Consider the following 17,146-nt stretch of genomic DNA (forward strand, 5'->3'; position numbering starts at 1 on the left):
TCACAAGCAACGCGCGGGAATTTTGATGCCAAGATTCTCGCGCAGTGTGCGCCCTTCATATTCTTCGCGAAAGAGGCCACGGCGGCGCAATTCCGGAATGACCAGCGTGATGAAATCTTCTAGCCCGCCCGGAAAGTATGCGCCCATGACATTGAAACCATCGGCTGCCTTGGCATGGAAACGCTCTTCCAGTTCATCGACGATCTGCGCCGGCGTGCCGATCAATTGCCAGTGTCCGCGTGCCCCAGCGAAATGCCGGGCCAATTGCCGGATCGACAGATTCTCGCGCCGCCCCAGATCGATGATCAACTGCTGACGACTCTGGATACCGTCGGTCTGCGGCATTTCCGGCAACGGTCCTTCGAGCGGATACTGCGACAGGTCCTTGATACTCAGATAGCTGGCGAGTAGCGCAACGCCGACCTCGTCGGGGATCAGTTCCTGCAGTGCCTCGTATTTCGCCCGCGCCTCGCTTTCGGTGCGCCCGACAATCGGCGATACACCGGGCAAGATCTTGAGATCGTCAGGGTCGCGGCCAAAGGCGGGCATGCGCGCCTTGAGATCAGCGTAGTATGCCTGCGCCTCCTCGAGTGTCTGTGCCGCGGTGAACACCACATCAGCCGTGCGCGCTGCAAGATTTTTGCCGGCGTCTGATGCTCCGGCCTGCACCATCACAGGCCGCCCTTGCGGCGAACGGGGACTGTCAAGCAGCCCTTTGACCGTGAAATGCGCACCATGATGATCAACCGGGTGCAGCTTGGCAGAATCGGCGTAGACATCCCCTTCAACCACATAGGCTCCTGTATCGACGCTTTCCCAAACGGCCGTTGCAGCCTGTGCGAATTCTTCCGCGCGTTCATAGCGTTGTGCGTGGGGTCGTAAGCCACTCGAGACAAAGTTCTCGGCCTCGAGTTCGCTCGCCGACGTCACAAGGTTCCAGCCCGCCCGTCCGCCGCTGAGTTGGTCTAGCGAGGCGAAGGTTCGCGCCAGACCATACGGTTCGTTGTAGGTCGTCGATGCTGTGGCCACCAATCCGATATGCGAGCTATTGACCGCCAATGCTGCCAGAAGGCTAAGCGGTTCGAACATCGTCGATCGCGCCGCCTGGCTGGCAATATTGGCATTGCGTTCGCGGATCGCGGCAGCGTCCTCGACGAAGATCATGTCGAATTTCGCCGCCTCTGCCATCTGCGTGAGCGCGATGAAATGGTCGATATCGGCGCCGGCATCAGCCACCGCGTCGCGATGGCGCCAAGCTGCTATATGATGGCCGCCCGCCATGAGAAACGCACCGAGCTTCATCTGCGTGGCTTTGCTCATCGCAAGGCCCCCGCAGCCTGAGCCTCTGGATGAGGAGGCTTGGGAAATCCAAGATGCTCGCGCAATGTTGTGCCTTCGTATTTGTCGCGGATCAAACCACGCTTCCTCAGTTCGGGAATAACGTCGTCAACAAACGCATCGACATTTTCCGGTACCAGCGGCGGAAGGACGGTGAATCCATCCACCATACCGGCCTTGGACCACTCATGCAGACGATCGGCAATTTCGCCCGGTGTTCCAACGGCCTCAAACGCAGCTGGGGGACTATCATCAGGAGCCATGGCATTGAGTTTCCGGAGTGACTGTTGTGCTTCGGCCGTTGTCGTGCCGATGTAGGGAATGACATTCGCAAGAACCCGCACATCGGAACGCGTGCGCCCATGTCTGCCTAACCGCTGCGTAAAATCCGAGACCAGTGCTCTCGCCTCATCAAGCGATCGTGCGTCGATGAAAATCAGATCAGCCGACCGCGCTGCAATATCCAGCGTACCCCGCGTCAGCAGATGCGAGATGACTGGCTTGCCCTGCGGCGAGCGGTTGACGTTGAGCGGGCCTCGCACCGTGAAATGTGCGCCCTTGTGATCCAGCACATGCATCTTCACAGGCACGAAGAAACGTGCGGCTGCCTTGTCATAGACGAAGGCGTCGTCCTCCCAGCTATCCCAGAGCCCGTTGACAACGTCGACATACTCCTCGTCGCGCGTCGAGGCTTCCGGCGAGATCACAAAATTCCAGCCCGTCCGCCCCTTGCTGATCATATCGAGCGAGGCAAAGCGCCGGGCGAGATTGTACGGTTCATACTGGCTCGTCGCGGCAGTCGCGATCAGTCCAATCTTCCCCGCAACGGTAGCGAGTGCCGCAACGAGGGTTGTCGGTTCAAATGGCACCGCTTGCGGGGAGAGATCGTCGACGGGGCGTCGCCCCAGACAGTCGGCAAAGAAGACGAAATCGAGTCCGCCTTCCTGCGCTTTCTTCACCTGCGCCGCCAAATGATCGAAATGAAGTGCAGTGCGCGATCTGCCCTCCCGCCATCCAGCCAGATGATGACCAAACGGCGTGATCGAAATGCCGATATGCATTATGCCGCGCTGCTCTTGCTGATGCGGATTTCATCAATCTTCTCGTTGTAGAACGAAATCAGGCCTTTGATCCTGAAGCTTTCGGCCAGTGGCTCGGGATAATACCAGACGATATTTTCGTGTCGTTTGCCTTCAAGATCGAAATGATAATAGGCGGCCGCGCCCTTGTACGGGCAATAAGTGGTGAGATCGCTCGGCACGAGAGCCCCTGCCAGCAGATCTTCAGCCGGGAAATAATAGCGTGTGATCAGTCCGGTCTCGAACAGAAAGATCGCCCGGTTGCTACGCGCCACCAGCCTGCCATCGACGAAGACCTCCACGAGGCGCGAGCTTGGTATCGTATCAATCCGCTTGTAGACATTGCGCGGATGACGGAAGATTTCCTCGTCCTCCTCGAACCAGCGCACGGCACCCCACTCCACGGTCACATAGTCCCCGAGTTCAGCCAGACCGAGGGTCGCACCGTCAAAGCTCCATGCCTTGTCTTGCAATGCCGCGCCTGCGGATCGCAACGACCAGTAAGAACGCGTTCCGAAAAGCGGTGACGGTTCGGATTTCGCTGATGGTTCCAACGTTCCAGCGATGAAATCAGCTCTTGGCAGATAATATGTCGGGTGCCCGCCATGCTCGTATATGACGATCGCCTGTATGGTGTCGGCGATCAAGCGCTCACCCAGTTTGAGACGAATCCGGCGGTTTGTCGGTTCGATCAGGATGGCCGGTACCTGCGAGGAACGATAGGCAATCGACATTTTGGATCTCCCAAAGTGAGCACAGATCAGACGGAGAAAATGGCGTCCCGTGTCAGTTGACCTTTCAGGGCGCCCATATCATCCACAACTGCAAGAACGTCGCTGTTGGCGGCCACCATCAGTGCCAGCGCATCGCGCAGATTACTGGTCGGCGCAATTTTGCTGGCGCCTTTTTGTGGCGCCGCGCCGTTCATGGCGTCGTTTACGGTGAACAGGCTTAACCGCTTGATCGCGCGATCGATTCCGACGAAGTTCTCCACGAACCCGTCGGCAGGATGCGACAGGATTGTGTCAGGTGTATCATATTGGACGATCTTGCCGCTCTTCATGATGGCGATGCGATCGCCAAGTCGAATGGCTTCATCGAGATCATGGGTGACAAGCACGACGGTCTTGCGCACGCGCTGCAGGATCTGGCGAAACTCATCCTGGAGCCGCGTCCGGGCGATCGGATCGATCGCACCGAAGGGTTCGTCCATCAGCAGCACCGGCGGATCCGCAGCCAGCGCACGTGCCACACCGATGCGCTGGCGTTGGCCACCTGAAAGTTACCGCGGATAGCGCTTGAGCATTTCCCTCGGATCAAGTCCGACGAGATGCAGCAATTCTTCCGTCCGGCTTTTGATTTTCGCCTCCGCCCAGCCGAGCAATTTCGGTACGGCAGCGATATTCTGGGCAATCGTCATGTGCGGAAACAACCCGACCTGCTGGATCACATAGCCGATATGGCGACGCAGGTTCACCGGATCAACCTTGGTGACATCCTCGCCATTGACAATGATCTTGCCTTCCGTCGGATCGATCAGCCGGTTGATCATCCGCATGGTCGTCGTCTTGCCGCAACCGGAAGGGCCGATCAGCGCCGTCGTGGTGCCCTCCGGCACCACAATCGACAGATCGTCAACCGAGGCAGCGCCGCCTTGCGTATAGCGTTTGGTGACATGGTCCATTGTGATCATGCGGTCGATCTTTCTGCGAAGAAGAATTTTTCGGCGAGGCCAAGAATGAATTCGGTTCCGAGCGCCAGCAGCGCGATCGGAATGGCGCCGACCAGAAGGCGCGACATGTCCATCATGCTGATGCCAACGGCAATGAAATCGCCAAGCCCGCCACCGCCGATGAACGGCGCCAGTGTCGCGCCAGCCAGCACCTGCACGGCGGCAGTGCGCGCCCCTGCGAACATCGCCGGCGCGGCGAGCGGAATACGAATCTTGCGCAAGACCTGACCGCGGCTCATCCCCATGCCTGTCGCAGCTTCGACTGCATCGGGATCAACGTCGCGCAGGCCAATGAAAGCATTGAGCAGGATCGGCGGCAGAGCGAGAACGGTCAGTGCTACGATGGACGGCCACAACCCGATACCGAGCAGCGGCATCATGATAGCGAGGATCGCGAGGCTTGGTATCGTGCGCAAAGCGTTGATCGTGTTGATCACCGCAAAGGCCAGGCCACCGCGATTGATAATGAGGATCGCAAGCGGCAGGCCGATGGCGAGCGCGAAGGCCAATGAGACGCCCGACATAACCAGATGCCGGCCAAGTGCCTCATAGAATTCTGGCTGGTTGTTGATGATCCAGGAGAAAGCGGTGCTCAGCATCTCTTCACCGCCCCCGAACCAGGAGTCTTTCTGCCTGGCTCAGAACGACGTCGAAAAATGTCGCCATCAGCGCCGTCAGAACACCGCCGACAAGGATTTTCTCCGTATAGCTCTGATCGATTCCCATCAGAATGATTGTGCCCAACCCACCGCCATCGATGAAGGCCGCGACCGTGGCAATGCCGATCACTGTCACAAGCGCGATGCGAATGCCCGAAACGATCAGCGGCAGTGCCAGCGGCAACTCAATGTGTACGAGACGCTGCCAGGCATTGTAGCCCATGCCGTCAGCCGCATCGAGAACATCCGCTGGAACACCACGCAAACCGGTCACGACATTGCGCAGGAGAATCAGCAGACAATAGGAGGATAGCCCAACCAATGCCGGCTTTGTTCCGAGGCCAAGCCAGGGAATGAGCAATGCGAACAGCGCAAGACTCGGGATGACGAAAATGATGCCGGTAATTGTCAAAACCACGGCGTAAAGCTTGGGCCGGCGTGCACAAATGATGCCGAGGATCAACGCAATCACCAGCCCGATCAGCACCGACGAAACCGACAGCACGAGATGCTGCCAGGTCGCGGTTAGAATTTCGGGGATGTTTTTGGGAGCCCAATTCAAGAATGCCGTCCTGCCTGCATCGTCAAATCACACCAATGAAACAGCGGAGATGAGATCACCTCCGCCGCGCCAGGTCCAAATCACCGGCGGAACGCTTAGGTTCCGCCTTGATAAAATCAAATGCCCTTTTCCTTCAGGAATTCTTCGGCGACTTCCTTCGGCTCCTTCTTGTCCCGCTCAACTGCAGCGTTAAGTGCGCGCATGTTCTCATTGTTGAGGAGCGGGCTGACCTTGTTGAGTATTTCCGCAATTTTCGGATTTTTGGCCAAGGCGTCCTGACGAACGACCGGCACGAGGTAGTAGGGCGGGAAAAGATGCTTGTCGTCATCGAGCACGACCAGATTACTGTCGGCGATCTGCCAGTCAGTGCTGAAGCCGTAAGACACATCGATGTTCTTGCTGGTCAACGCGCTATAGCGAATGCCGAGCTTGGCGAAGATACGGAAGTCCTTGAACTCGATACCGTAGGTCTTTTTCAGGCCAGGCAATCCATCCTTGCGCTCGCCAAACCCGCCTTCCGCACCGAAAGAAAGGTACTTCGATGCTGGACCGAGATCGGTCAGTGTCTTGAGCTTATACTTCTCGGCAGTTTCGGGAAGCGTGATGATGGCGTAGCCATTATTGATCTGCGTCGGATCGAGCAGCGTCAGTTGCAGGTTCTTTTCGTAATAGTCCTTGACGTCTTTGTAGATTTTGTCGGCCGAGCCGGACAGATCACCCTTGACCACCGCGGCCAATGCCGTCCCTGTGTATTCCGGATAGAGATCGATTTCGCCATTGGTCAGCGCCGAATGGGCAATCAGCGTCGCTCCAAGATTAAGCCGGCGCTCGACTGTGATCCCCGCCTTTTCCAGCGCCTGCGCATAGATTTCGGCGACCACGAACTGTTCGGTAAAGTTTTTACTGCCAATCTTCACCGTTTGGGCGAAGCTGGACGTCGCAGCCGTTAAAGCCACTAATACGCCAAGCCCAATCGTGGCGACACTTTTCAAGATCATGATTTTCCCTGCAAGCTACTGTAGGATCTTGTGCGATCCTACTGGTTTCGTTGTCGAATTCGCATGCTAGCAATCTCGGGTGGCAAGTTCGCAGATGAATATTGCAATGTTTCCCGTAGAAGTAGAAATTATTTACCAGCGAATTGCAACTGACGACTCTTGTCAGGAATGACTTAATCGGGTGAACGCAGAAGCGCCTGCGCCATACAATGGATGCCGCCACCGGTTTTGGAGATTTCGCTCATGTCGACTGCAGCAACTTCAAAACCCCTCGCCCTCAACTTTTCGATCAGCGTCTTGCTGGAGGTTGGTGCGATGATCCGGTCCTTGCCGAGCGACATGAAATTGCAGCCGAGGTTCATCGTATCCTGGAAAGGTACATCGATGATTTCATGGCCCTTGGCCTTCAGCCAGTCGACGATACCGGGCTCTGTGCAGGCAAGGCAAACAGCTGTCAATTTTGGTGCGATCGGCACGACCATCAGATCGATATGGACGTAATACTCGTCGATAAAGGCAAGGCGCGTCTCCCAGCCTTCCTTGCGGAACCATTCTTCCACCTGCCGGGCGCCCTCTTCCTGTGTACGCGCGCCGCCGCAGCCAATCAGGACGCAGCCTTCTTCGATGACGTTGAAGTCGCCGCCCTCGAATGTCCCCGCCGTGACCATATCGTAGATGGGAATGCCCAGTCGCTCATAGGTGCGGATGGCCGCATAGTTTTCGCCGCGCCGCCACCAGTTCGCCATGGCGGTAATGATCGCACCATAAGGGGTCATGACGCTGGAATCGCGCGAATAGACCTGCATCGGCAGCTCCGGCTCCGGCTCATGCCAGTGGATCTTCACGCCAAAATGTTCGTATGCGGCGACGAGCTCCTTATGCTGAGCCTGCGCAGTCTGGATGTTGCACGGTGCCTCGCGCAAGTGTTTGCGCGATAGTGAACTGGTCGCCATGTGTCGCAGAAAAGCAGGCGACCCCAACAGAACATCGGTAAGCGGGTCCGTCTCGTTGCGAAACCCCCAGCCGTTCAGCGGCTCGGTGCCACCATTTGGATTACGACGTTTCAGCGTGAATGCATCGGCGGCAAAGCTCTGTTCGTGACGTGTCATCGGTTTTCGTCTCCTCTTCAAGTGCCGGTGGGTATCCACCACTCGCGCCCGCGCGCAGTTGTTACATATTCCGGCCAGCGGAAACGGATTGGCGGTTCGTAGTCACAAAGCGGGGCAATCCATTTCGAACCGCCAACGCCTCCACCTGTCCGTTGGATAAATTCGTCCTTTGCCTGGCCTCGCGCACCTTCGTCTTCGAGCAGGCGCAGAGCGGTCAGCGCCACAGCTTTTGCAGCACAAATCACCATCGGATCGATGGTTTCCGAAATGCCGCCGAGCGCATTCATCACCCAGCCGGGGTACGCGAAGCCCTTGGGCGCCTTCAGTGCGGGTCGTGCGACGTAGAAGCGAACGGTCGGTGCATGCCAGGTCATGTCCGTATAATCATCCGAGGTGGAATTGATCTGTGATGGTGGGAGATCCCGCCGCAGGATCGCTTCAGCGTTCTGGGGCGAAATCAGGGTCTCACATTCGTCGATGAATGGCTCCTCCATCGCTTCGATCCCAGCGTTCACCTGGATTTCGCGGGCAATCGCTCTGGCCGTTTCGTTCCAGCGCGGCGCACCAACTGTGCTCAGCGCGTCCCAGGTGATCTTCGCCATGGCGTGATTGGCAAGGCCCGGACGCGACTTGCAAACCCAATGGCGCTCCACCCGGCAGCCCGTCATTGCCGCGGCGTGATCGGCATTGCGGTCGAGTATCGCCGTAACCTGCTCAGCCATCGCAATGGTCGGCACACGCATCATGTACTGAATCTCGGCAAGCCCGGCCGGAAGATTATCTGCCGTCGCCTGCCCCGCTGTCAGGATCGCTTCGCTGATCGACCATCCGCCTTGATGCGCCAGCATGGAATCGCGCAGCGCCTTCGATGCCATATACATCATCATCAGCGCGTCATTCGCGCCCGGTGCTCGAACCGCCGAATGCGATTGCGGGATCGGCGCGCCATCGCTCAGACCCCAGCGCTCCCCCTGATCGCAGATAAAGCGATAGATCATCGAATAGGCGGCGCCGCAATGGGTATCCCACCGCACTGTATTGCACAATGGAAGCATATAGAACGGATGGAAGGAGATCATGCCATCCAACCCGTCATAATAGCCCTTGGCGGCATGAATGGGCTTTGAACCGCGCACTTTTTCCGCTGGCTCGCCGGTGAACCGCAGTGTGCCAGCGATGCCGTGTTTTTCCATGGCCGCCTTGGCCGCCAGCAAACCGCCAAGACTGGATATGCCAAGACCGGAATGAGGGTCTGTATGGCCGCCCGCGTGTTCGTTCAGGCCGGACCGCGGTCGCTTGACCGTCGATGCGTCCTGGCAATTGCCGGGTACCGCATCATATTCGGCATACATACCGATCGTCGGCGCCTTGCCGCTCGTACCCGTTTTGTTGATCCAATGCGCACAGAATGCTGTTGGCATGCCGCCCGAGCCGACCTCGACGTCAAAGCCCTCCTGACGCAGCCGGGTGACATACCAGTCAGCCGATTGATATTCGCGCCATGCGGTTTCGCCGAAATCAAAGATTGTACGGGTCCAGGACGACAGATCAGACTTGTGATCGTCAACAAATTTCAATGCTGATGTCGCTGCTGCCGTGATCAACTTCCATCTCCCGCTGCCGGGAGATAATCATCTGGAAGGCGGGACAAAAAGTGATATGTTTTTTCAAAACGTGCAAATTCTATTCACCTCTTCGCCCTCAAGGACATGTTTGATGCGCATTCCATCCACCCAGGCACTTCGTGCGCTGGAAAGTTTTGCGAGGCATGGCAGCGTCTGGCGTGCCGCCGAGGAATTGCATCTGACCCGCAGTGCCGTCAGCCACCAATTGCGCCTGCTTGAGCGCGATCTTGGCTTTGAACTTTTGCAACGGGACGGCAAGGGCGTCACGCTGACGCCGCGCGGGCGCAAATATGCCAATGATGTTCGCAAGGCCTTGATCGTCATCGATGATGCGGGCGGACGGCAAAGCCCCGCGGGCACAGGTGGATCGCTGTGCGTTAGCTGTACCGCGGGCTTTGCATCGCTCTGGCTGTGCACGCATATCGCCGAGTTCCAGGAGAAATATCCCGATGTGGCATTGCGCATCATAACCCCGCGTAAGCTCGACGATGTGACTGACGCCAGCGTTGATCTCTTCATCGCCTTCGGGGATGGCAACTGGCCGAATCGTTCGGTCGAGCTTCTGTGCGAGGTGGAATTTACGCCGCTTTGCAGTCCTGTCCTTCTTAACAATCTTGGTGGCATTGCCGAACCGAAGGATATTCTGCGGGCGCCGTTGCTGCATCTCGGCGATTTCGAAGACTGGACCCGCTGGCTGGCGCTCGCCAATGTCGATAACCCGGATTCAGAGCGCGGAATCGTCTTCTCCGATATGAATCTGGTCTATTCAGCGGCGATCACCGCTCAGGGCATTGCCATGGGTGATGAACTGACATGCCGCAAAGCCATGAGAGCAGGTCAACTCATCCGGCCATTCGACCTCAGCATAAAGTCGCCAAAATCCTATTTTCTGGTTACAGATTATGCCCGGATCGACCATCCAGCCCAGCTTGCATTCACGGAATGGTTGAAGTCGCGTCTGTCGCAGACCCGGAATGCCTGACGTTCAGATCATGCGCGTCCGGAACAAGCTTGGCGTGAATTTCATTCACGTATCGCGGTAATATAATTCAATTGTCGTAACCGCAGATTGTGCCTAGGCTCCTGACAAAATAAGGGGAATAGGTCGATCAATGCCTCAAAGCATTCAACTGGGTGACCCGAAAGCCGCCGAGATCAAGGCTGTATCGATTGGCAAGACATTTGGCGCGTTTCATGCGCTGAAAAATCTCTCGCTCGACATCGGTCGCGGCGAGTTTCTCACTCTCCTCGGGCCCTCAGGGTCGGGCAAGACGACCTTCCTGATGATCCTCGCCGGCTTCACGGCACCGACCACCGGCCGCTTGGTGATGGACGGCAAGGACATCACCGGCGTACCGGCCGAAGATCGCTCTTATGGGATGGTTTTTCAGGGCTATGCGCTGTTTCCGCACCTGACTGTCGAACAGAACATCGCCTTTCCGCTGAAAGTACGCGGCCGCTCCTCCTCAGATATCAAGCGCAAGGTTGGCGAGATGGTGCAGCGCGTCGGTTTGAGCGGCCACGAAAAGAAGCTGCCCGCCAAACTCTCCGGTGGCCAGCAGCAGCGCGTGGCCCTCGCCCGCGCCCTGGTCTTTGAGCCCTCGGTGCTCCTGCTCGATGAGCCTTTCTCCGCGCTCGACAAGAACCTGCGCGAAATGATGCAGCAGGAGGTGAAGCGGCTACATGAGGAAACCGGCACGACTTTCGTCTTCGTCACCCATGACCAGTCCGAAGCGCTCGCCCTCTCCTCACGCGTCGCCATTTTCAATCATGGCGAGCTTTTGCAGGTTGGGAAGCCGCAGGACGTCTATGAGCGTCCTGCCAGCCGCTTCGTTGCAGAATTCCTGGGCGAAATCAATCTCTTGCCACTGGACGCTCTGCGGCTTGAAGGCGATCGTGCAGCCGGACAATTCGAGGAACGGACGATCGTTCTCAACAGGACCATGCCAATGACCGGACCAAGAGGCGTGGCAGCCGTCCGCCCTGAGCACATGGTCATCTCCGCAGCGCCGCAAAACGGCAACTGCAATGCCATCACCTGCAAGGTTCAGGGCGCGACCTATTTCGGCGCATCGACCAAATACCATTTGCAGACGCGCAACGGAACAAATCTGGCGGTTTCGATGCCGACTGCCGCGATATCGCCCATTGCACCGCAGACCGATGTTTGGGTGTCGTGGCCGGTGCATCAGGGATTTTTGCTGCCTGCCGGAGGTTAAGCGGCAGCATCAGGAATGTGACAATAACAATCCAGAGGGAAACAAAATGGATAACGCATTTCAAAAAGACTGCCTCGAAATCCTCGCAAGCAAGGTCGAGAAGGGAGAAATCAGCCGACGGCGGTTTACGCAAATGGCGGCGATGCTGCTTGCTGGTGCCCCCGCCCTCCTGCGCGCTACCGGGTCCTATGCCCAGGCAAAGGAGCTCGTCCTGGTTAACTGGGGCGGTGACGCCATGACCGCCTATGACAAGGCCTACGGCCAGCCCTTCACCAAGGAGACCGGAATAACTGTCAAGATGGATGGCTCAGGCCCAACAGAAGGCGCCATCACTGCCCAATTCAAGAGCGGCAAGCCGAGCTGGGATCTGCTCGACATCGATCCGTTCTCCGGCATTTCGCTCGGCAAGCAGGGCATGCTTGAAGAAATCGACTACAAGGTCGTCGACAAGAACAAGATGCGGCCGGGCTTCGGCTGGGACCACGCCGCCTCGACCTATTTCTTTTCCTATATCATCGCCTACGACGCGTCCAAGTTCGGGGACCAGGCTCCGACAGGCATGGCCGATTTCTTCGACGTCAAGAAATTCCCCGGCAAACGATCGCTCTACAAATGGGGATCGGCCATGTGGGAAGCAGCATTGCTGGCCGATGGCGTTGCACCGGAAAAGCTTTATCCGCTCGACCTCAAGCGTGCGCATGACAAGATTGCGGCATTCAAGGAAAACGTCGTGGCCTATTGGGGCGGTGGTGCCGAAAGTCAGTCGGTTTTGATGAATGGCGAAGCGTCGATGGCTCTCATCTGGTCCACTCGTGCCCAGCTGCTCGAGCAGGATTCCGGCGGCAACATCAAATTCATCTGGGATCAGGGTTTGATCTCGCCCGGCGCGCTTGGGGTGATGAAGGGCAATCCCGGCGGCAAGGACAACGCCATGAAATTCATAGCCAGCGCCCAAGCGCCAGAACGGCAATTGGAGATGTTCAATTTACTTGGTCAGGGTCCAGCCAACCCGGCCACTGACGCGCTGATCCCGGCCGACAAAAAGCGGGTGAATTGCGTCGATCCAGCCAACATGGCGAAGCAGATTCCGCTGAACATGGAATGGTATGCCGAGAATTACGGCAAGGCGTTCGACGAATATACGAAGGTCATCTCGGCTTGAGGCAGCAGTGGCGCGGGAGTTGAGACTCTCGCGCCGCCTCCATTGATGGATCATGCATGAAAGACACTGAATGATCGGAAAGTCGGCCACCTCTAGGAAGATATTGCTGCTGGCACCGCTCTTGCTGTTTCTCGGCCTCGCCTACGTCGTTCCCTTTCTGGGGGTCGTGCGCTGGAGCTTCACCTTGCCGGAGCCTGGGCTTGGTCAGTATCGCGCGCTCATTACCGATCCTCTTGTCCAGTCGGTCTTTGTTCGCACCCTGCGCATCTGTCTCGTCGTGACGGCCGCGTCCCTCGTTGCGGCCTACGCGATCGCCTATGTCTGGGTGCGCGGCAGTTCCGTGCAGCGCATGCTGGCAGAGTTCTGCATCCTCGTGCCCTTCTGGATATCGGTGCTGACGCGCGCTTTCGGCTGGCTGGCAATGCTGTCTAACCGTGGCCTCATCAACACATGGCTGCAATCGGCCGGTATCATCAGCGAACCGCTGGCGCTGGCGCGCAATGAACTCGGTGTCATCATCGGCATGACGCATTTTCTCATCCCATTCGCTGTATTTCCGATTGCTTCGGCCATGCGCAGCATCGATGAACGGGTCCTGCTCGCCGCGCGCGGCATGGGCGCTTCGCGCACCCGGATATTCTGGACCGTGTTCGTGCCGCTGACCTATGGCGGCCTGATCGGTGCGGCGCTCATCGTCTTCGTCTTTGCGCTCGGCTTCTTCGTCACTCCCGCAATCCTTGGTGGCGGCCGTAGCGTCATGGTGGCTGAACTCGTCTATCTGCGCATCTTCCAGAGCCCGGATTGGGGTCTCGGTTCGGCGATCAGCGTGGTTCTGGTGCTGTTCATCGGCATTCTTCTTGCCCTCATGCGGCGCTTCATCAAGCCCGCGCATCTGGTGGGATAAGGAGCGAGCATGCAATCATCCCGTCCCGGTCCCGTTCTGCTGATTGTCGCCACAGCCGTCGCACTGTTCCTGCTGATGCCGCTGATTGCGGTCATTCCAGTGTCATTCACACCCGCCCGCTTTCTCTCCATGCCGTCGGGCACCCTCTCACTTCGGCACTACCAGGCGTTGATCGACAATCCTGCCTGGGGCCAGAGCATTCTGCTCAGTCTGCGCATCGGTATTCTGTCGAGTGCGATTGCGACTGCGCTTGCGACCATGTTCGGCCTTGGCATCTGGATGTTTCAGCCACGTTTTTCAGCGGTATTGATCGGTTTCGTGCTCCTGCCACTTGTGGTGCCGCCAGTTGTCTCGGCCATGACGCTGTATTTCCTGATGACCACGCTTTCCGCCTTCAACGATTGGATCGGCTACGACACCTGGATCGGCGTTGCGCTGGCACATGCCGTAATGATCACACCCTTTGCGGTCGTGCTCATTCTCGTCGCGTTGTATCAGGTCGACCGGCGCATTGACCTTGCCGCACGCGGCCTCGGTGCAAATCTGGCGACACGTGCCTTCAGGATCATCATCCCCAATATCAAGTTTGGCATCGCCACGGCCGCGCTTCTCGCCTTCGTGCTTTCATGGGAAGAGATCGGTGTCACCCTGTTCATCACCAGCGTCAATGCGATCACCCTGCCCCGCCTGATGTGGATGGGCCTGCGTGACAATATCGACCCCGCCATTGCAGCGATCTCCGTCGTGTTGATCCTTGTCACCGCCATCATACTCGGCCTTCGAATCTTCATTGAACGGCGCGGAGCGTCAGAACCCCAATGATAGCGGAAGACATTCTTGCCAACCTCCGTTCGATCGTAGGTGCGGACGGCCTGAAGACAGGCGAAGCACTTGACCTTATCCACCCCGGTTCCGACGAGCATAATCTCGACGCCGGTGTCATGGTGATCCCCCGCAATACCGGGCAGGTCTCATCGATTCTTCGCCTTTGCAACGAGCGACGGATCGCCGTGGTGCCGCATGGCGGCCGTACCGGTCTTGCAGGGGGCGGCGTATCGGCGGCCGGGGAAATCATCCTGTCGCTTGCCGCAATGAACCGCATTGAATCGCTCTCGGCTTCGGCCGCAACAGCCATCGTCGAAGGTGGCGTCACGCTGCAGGCACTGCAGGAGGCAGCCGCGCAAAGGGATCTCTCCACCGGCATCGATATCGCCGCGCGCGGCAGCGCCACGATCGGCGGCATGATCTCGACCAATGCCGGCGGCATGGAAGCCTTCCGGCACGGCATCATGCGTCATCGGGTCCTGGGGCTGGAAGCAGTACTGCCGGACGGTTCGATCATCAGCGACATGGCGCAGGTCACGAAATGCAACGAAGGCTATGACCTCAAGCAATTGTTCATCGGCGCCGAAGGTACACTTGGCATTATAACGCGTGCGGTCATCAAGCTCGCATCGGCGGACAAATTCACCGCGACTGCGCTCGTCGCCTGCCCATCCGCGACAGACGCCGTATCACTGTTCCAAAAACTGCAGCGCGATCGGAGCCTCAGTCTCCTGCGCGCCGAGTTCATGGCGCGCGACTATTTTGCTCTGGCTTCAGCGAATCTCGGTCCCGCCTCTTTGGCTGCCTTCATTGAAGCGCCCGCCTATCTCATCCTTGAAATTGACGCCAGCGATCAACTGACGGCGCAATCGGCCCTTGAAGAGGCACTGACATCGGCGGTCGATGAGGGTCTGGTTGTCGATGCCGTCCTTGCGCAGAGCGAGAAAGAGCGCAACGAAATCTGGACCATTCGCGAAGACAGCAGCGTGGTCAATCGCGTCTATCCAAGTGGCTACTGGTTCGATATTTCCGTTCCGCTCCAGGAATTGGAGACCTGGCTGAAGCAATTCAACCGTGGCATCGCCGCGCTGGGATCCGACGTGCGAGGCTTCGTGTTTGGCCATCTTGGCGATGGCAATCTGCATATTGGCGTCGCCGGTGAAACGGTCAATCCCGACAAGGACGCAGTGAAGGCCGTGATCTATACCAATCTGAAGGAAATGGGCGGCTCATTCTCCGCCGAACACGGAATCGGCCTGGAAAAGAAGCCGGAGTTGCAGAGCCTGATTGATCCGGTGAAGCTCGGTCTGATGCGGTTAATCAAGCAGACAATCGACCCAAATGGCATCATGAACCCGGGCAAGATTATTGGCTGAGATCTTGCGCTAAAACGCAGTCTGAAGCGCGACGGCAAATTTCGCTCGATGGAGCAGGTTGACGCCGCAATGCGAAAAGCTATAAAGGCCGCGTGTAACGCCCTGACAACCGGGTTCCGGTTGTTCTCGCTCCGAGAAATTGAGAGCGTTATACAAAGGCTGGAAGAGTGGCCGAGTGGTTTTAGGCAACGGTCTTGAAAACCGTTGCCACGCCTAAAAAAGCCTAATGTTTACAAGGCTTTAATATGGCGGCGGCAAAAAATGCCGCAAATGGATGGAAGGGTGGCCGAGTGGTTTAAGGCACTAGTCTTGAAAACTAGCGTGCGGGGAACCGTACCGTGGGTTCAAATCCCACCCCTTCCGCCAGTTTCTTTCTTTCCGTATCGTTCAATTCCATTTGACAGATTGCCGCATCAGGTTCAGTGTTTGTTCTGTGGCGTTCTGTGACAGAGAACATCCGCAACTCGCGGACAGCCAGATGAACCAGTGGCAAGTGGCCAGCGGTGAAATGCCCAGTGCCCAAAGGCCCAAGAAACGTTCCACGGCTTTGAGCCGACGAGGTTTAGCAAGGCATGGCACGTCCACCATTTTTGGTTGGGTGGTGCTGAACGAGGGCGGTCAGCGTCCAAAACTGGCCGCCTTTGCATGTTCTAGGACCCTGCCCCGAACCGCGTTCCTTGGCCCGCCTTGGAGCAACCTGACCCCATTGAAGGCCGATTTTTCCCTTTTGCGTTCGCGGTTGTATTTTGCCGCCACGCGCCCCGACTCGTTCCAAAGCATGATTGACGCCTTGCATCAGGCCGGGCTCAACGACAGCCGCATCGCCGAACAGACCGGCTTGGCGCGATCCACCATCCATCGCTATGCGCGCAGCGAGGTCAAAGCGCCCGGTTTCGAAACGGTCACCCGCATCGCCGAATTGCATGCGAAAATCATGCGGCCGAAAAATACCGTTTGCGGGCCGCCGCTCAGGGGCAAGCTCTAGGCGGTATGGCACTTTCGTCTGAACTATGGATTTGGTTGGTTTAAACGATCAACCAAAAGCCTAAATGCTGTTTTCAGTTCTGAGATGCGAATGGTCTCTGCCAACAGACGCAATGGTTCAGATACGTGCTCGACTTCCTCGCTGATCAGATCGACGATATGTGACGCTGGTTGCCAACAAGCCGGAACTACGCGATCTCAATTTTGGATATCGCGAATTCGTCAAGACACGTCGAGGCCAGCTCAAGCACCTTGCCAATTACGAGATGGCCAACACCGTCTTTGGCCGGATCGTCCCCCCGATTCATCAGACCCAGGGCTTCCGAACTGCACACCGACACCCATCCGGGAAGACCACATTACGATCGCCAAGCCCGGACGTCGCGACGAACCGGTCTACGTCGAGACAAGGAACCTCGTATCCAAGCTCGCACCGGAAATCAGTTAACGCGGGCCAACTGCGCACGTACCCGCTTGAGATGGACCTGGACACGCCTTGTCCCCAAGCTGGTGCGTGTCGTTGCGATCGGATTGCTCGCACTCGGGCTCTGGCAAGGTGTTCCGCGTCGCTACC

15 protein-coding genes, 1 tRNA gene and 1 pseudogene are annotated in these 17,146 nt (G+C 57.6%); 8 read left to right on the forward strand and 9 right to left on the reverse strand.

Annotation, left to right across the window (positions count from 1 at the left end; genetic code table 11):
- The 9 genes and pseudogenes from AAAC48_RS06100 to AAAC48_RS06140 form a co-directional block, all read right to left on the reverse strand.
- The gene (locus tag AAAC48_RS06100) at positions 1-1,320 is read right to left on the reverse strand and encodes an LLM class flavin-dependent oxidoreductase (protein ID WP_340653328.1); all 1,320 of its coding nucleotides are present in this window, start codon (positions 1,318-1,320) and stop codon (positions 1-3) included.
- Positions 1,317-2,399: an LLM class flavin-dependent oxidoreductase gene (locus AAAC48_RS06105; protein WP_340653329.1), complete on the reverse strand. Its 1,083-nt coding sequence runs from the start codon at positions 2,397-2,399 to the stop codon at positions 1,317-1,319. Before AAAC48_RS06105 ends, AAAC48_RS06100 begins: the two co-directional genes overlap by 4 nt.
- On the reverse strand, positions 2,399-3,151 hold the full coding sequence (locus AAAC48_RS06110; protein WP_340653330.1) for a DUF427 domain-containing protein: 753 nt from the start codon (positions 3,149-3,151) through the stop codon (positions 2,399-2,401). Before AAAC48_RS06110 ends, AAAC48_RS06105 begins: the two co-directional genes overlap by 1 nt.
- A gap of 26 nt (positions 3,152-3,177) precedes the next feature.
- Positions 3,178-4,110 (reverse strand): annotated as a pseudogene (locus AAAC48_RS06115) (ABC transporter ATP-binding protein).
- Entirely contained in the window at positions 4,107-4,748 is a 642-nt protein-coding gene (locus AAAC48_RS06120; RefSeq protein ID WP_340653331.1) for an ABC transporter permease, read from the reverse strand. The pseudogene AAAC48_RS06115 and the gene AAAC48_RS06120 overlap by 4 nt, the downstream one beginning before the upstream one ends.
- A gap of 4 nt (positions 4,749-4,752) precedes the next feature.
- Positions 4,753-5,370: an ABC transporter permease gene (locus AAAC48_RS06125; RefSeq protein ID WP_340653332.1), complete on the reverse strand. Its 618-nt coding sequence runs from the start codon at positions 5,368-5,370 to the stop codon at positions 4,753-4,755.
- Positions 5,371-5,486: 116 nt separating this feature from the next.
- A complete protein-coding gene (locus AAAC48_RS06130) occupies positions 5,487-6,368 on the reverse strand; it encodes a glycine betaine ABC transporter substrate-binding protein (protein ID WP_340653333.1) in 882 nt (293 codons plus the stop codon).
- A gap of 173 nt (positions 6,369-6,541) precedes the next feature.
- The gene (locus AAAC48_RS06135) at positions 6,542-7,477 is read right to left on the reverse strand and encodes a dimethylarginine dimethylaminohydrolase family protein (protein ID WP_340653334.1); all 936 of its coding nucleotides are present in this window, start codon (positions 7,475-7,477) and stop codon (positions 6,542-6,544) included.
- 17 nt (positions 7,478-7,494) lie between these two features.
- Positions 7,495-9,081 carry an amidohydrolase gene (locus AAAC48_RS06140; RefSeq protein WP_340653335.1) on the reverse strand — a complete coding sequence of 529 codons (1,587 nt, stop codon included), beginning with the start codon at positions 9,079-9,081 and terminating at the stop codon, positions 7,495-7,497.
- Positions 9,082-9,193: 112 nt separating this feature from the next.
- On the opposite strand from AAAC48_RS06140, the gene AAAC48_RS06145 reads away from it, so the two are divergent.
- From AAAC48_RS06145 to AAAC48_RS06180, 8 genes are all read left to right on the forward strand, one after another.
- Positions 9,194-10,084 (forward strand): LysR substrate-binding domain-containing protein, encoded by an 891-nt coding sequence (locus AAAC48_RS06145; protein WP_099998894.1) that lies wholly within the window; start codon positions 9,194-9,196, stop codon positions 10,082-10,084.
- Positions 10,085-10,214: 130 nt separating this feature from the next.
- Complete coding sequence (locus AAAC48_RS06150; protein ID WP_340653336.1) at positions 10,215-11,321, forward strand: ABC transporter ATP-binding protein; 1,107 nt, start codon at positions 10,215-10,217, stop codon at positions 11,319-11,321.
- A gap of 46 nt (positions 11,322-11,367) precedes the next feature.
- A complete protein-coding gene (locus AAAC48_RS06155; RefSeq protein WP_340653337.1) occupies positions 11,368-12,483 on the forward strand; it encodes an ABC transporter substrate-binding protein in 1,116 nt (371 codons plus the stop codon).
- A gap of 70 nt (positions 12,484-12,553) precedes the next feature.
- A complete protein-coding gene (locus AAAC48_RS06160; RefSeq protein WP_340653338.1) occupies positions 12,554-13,387 on the forward strand; it encodes an ABC transporter permease in 834 nt (277 codons plus the stop codon).
- 9 nt (positions 13,388-13,396) lie between these two features.
- Positions 13,397-14,209, forward strand: coding sequence for an ABC transporter permease (locus AAAC48_RS06165; RefSeq protein WP_340653339.1), 813 nt, complete (start codon positions 13,397-13,399; stop codon positions 14,207-14,209).
- Positions 14,206-15,588 carry an FAD-binding oxidoreductase gene (locus AAAC48_RS06170; protein WP_340653340.1) on the forward strand — a complete coding sequence of 461 codons (1,383 nt, stop codon included), beginning with the start codon at positions 14,206-14,208 and terminating at the stop codon, positions 15,586-15,588. The genes AAAC48_RS06165 and AAAC48_RS06170 overlap by 4 nt, the downstream gene beginning before the upstream one ends.
- 276 nt (positions 15,589-15,864) lie before the next feature.
- Positions 15,865-15,954, forward strand: a tRNA-Ser gene (locus tag AAAC48_RS06175).
- 112 nt (positions 15,955-16,066) lie between these two features.
- Entirely contained in the window at positions 16,067-16,573 is a 507-nt protein-coding gene (locus AAAC48_RS06180; RefSeq protein ID WP_340653341.1) for a hypothetical protein, read from the forward strand.
- The last annotated feature ends 573 nt before the right edge of the window (positions 16,574-17,146 follow it).

It is taken from the genome of Phyllobacterium sp. (assembly GCF_037994405.1).
In the GTDB taxonomy this organism is placed as follows: Bacteria; Pseudomonadota; Alphaproteobacteria; order Rhizobiales; family Rhizobiaceae; genus Phyllobacterium.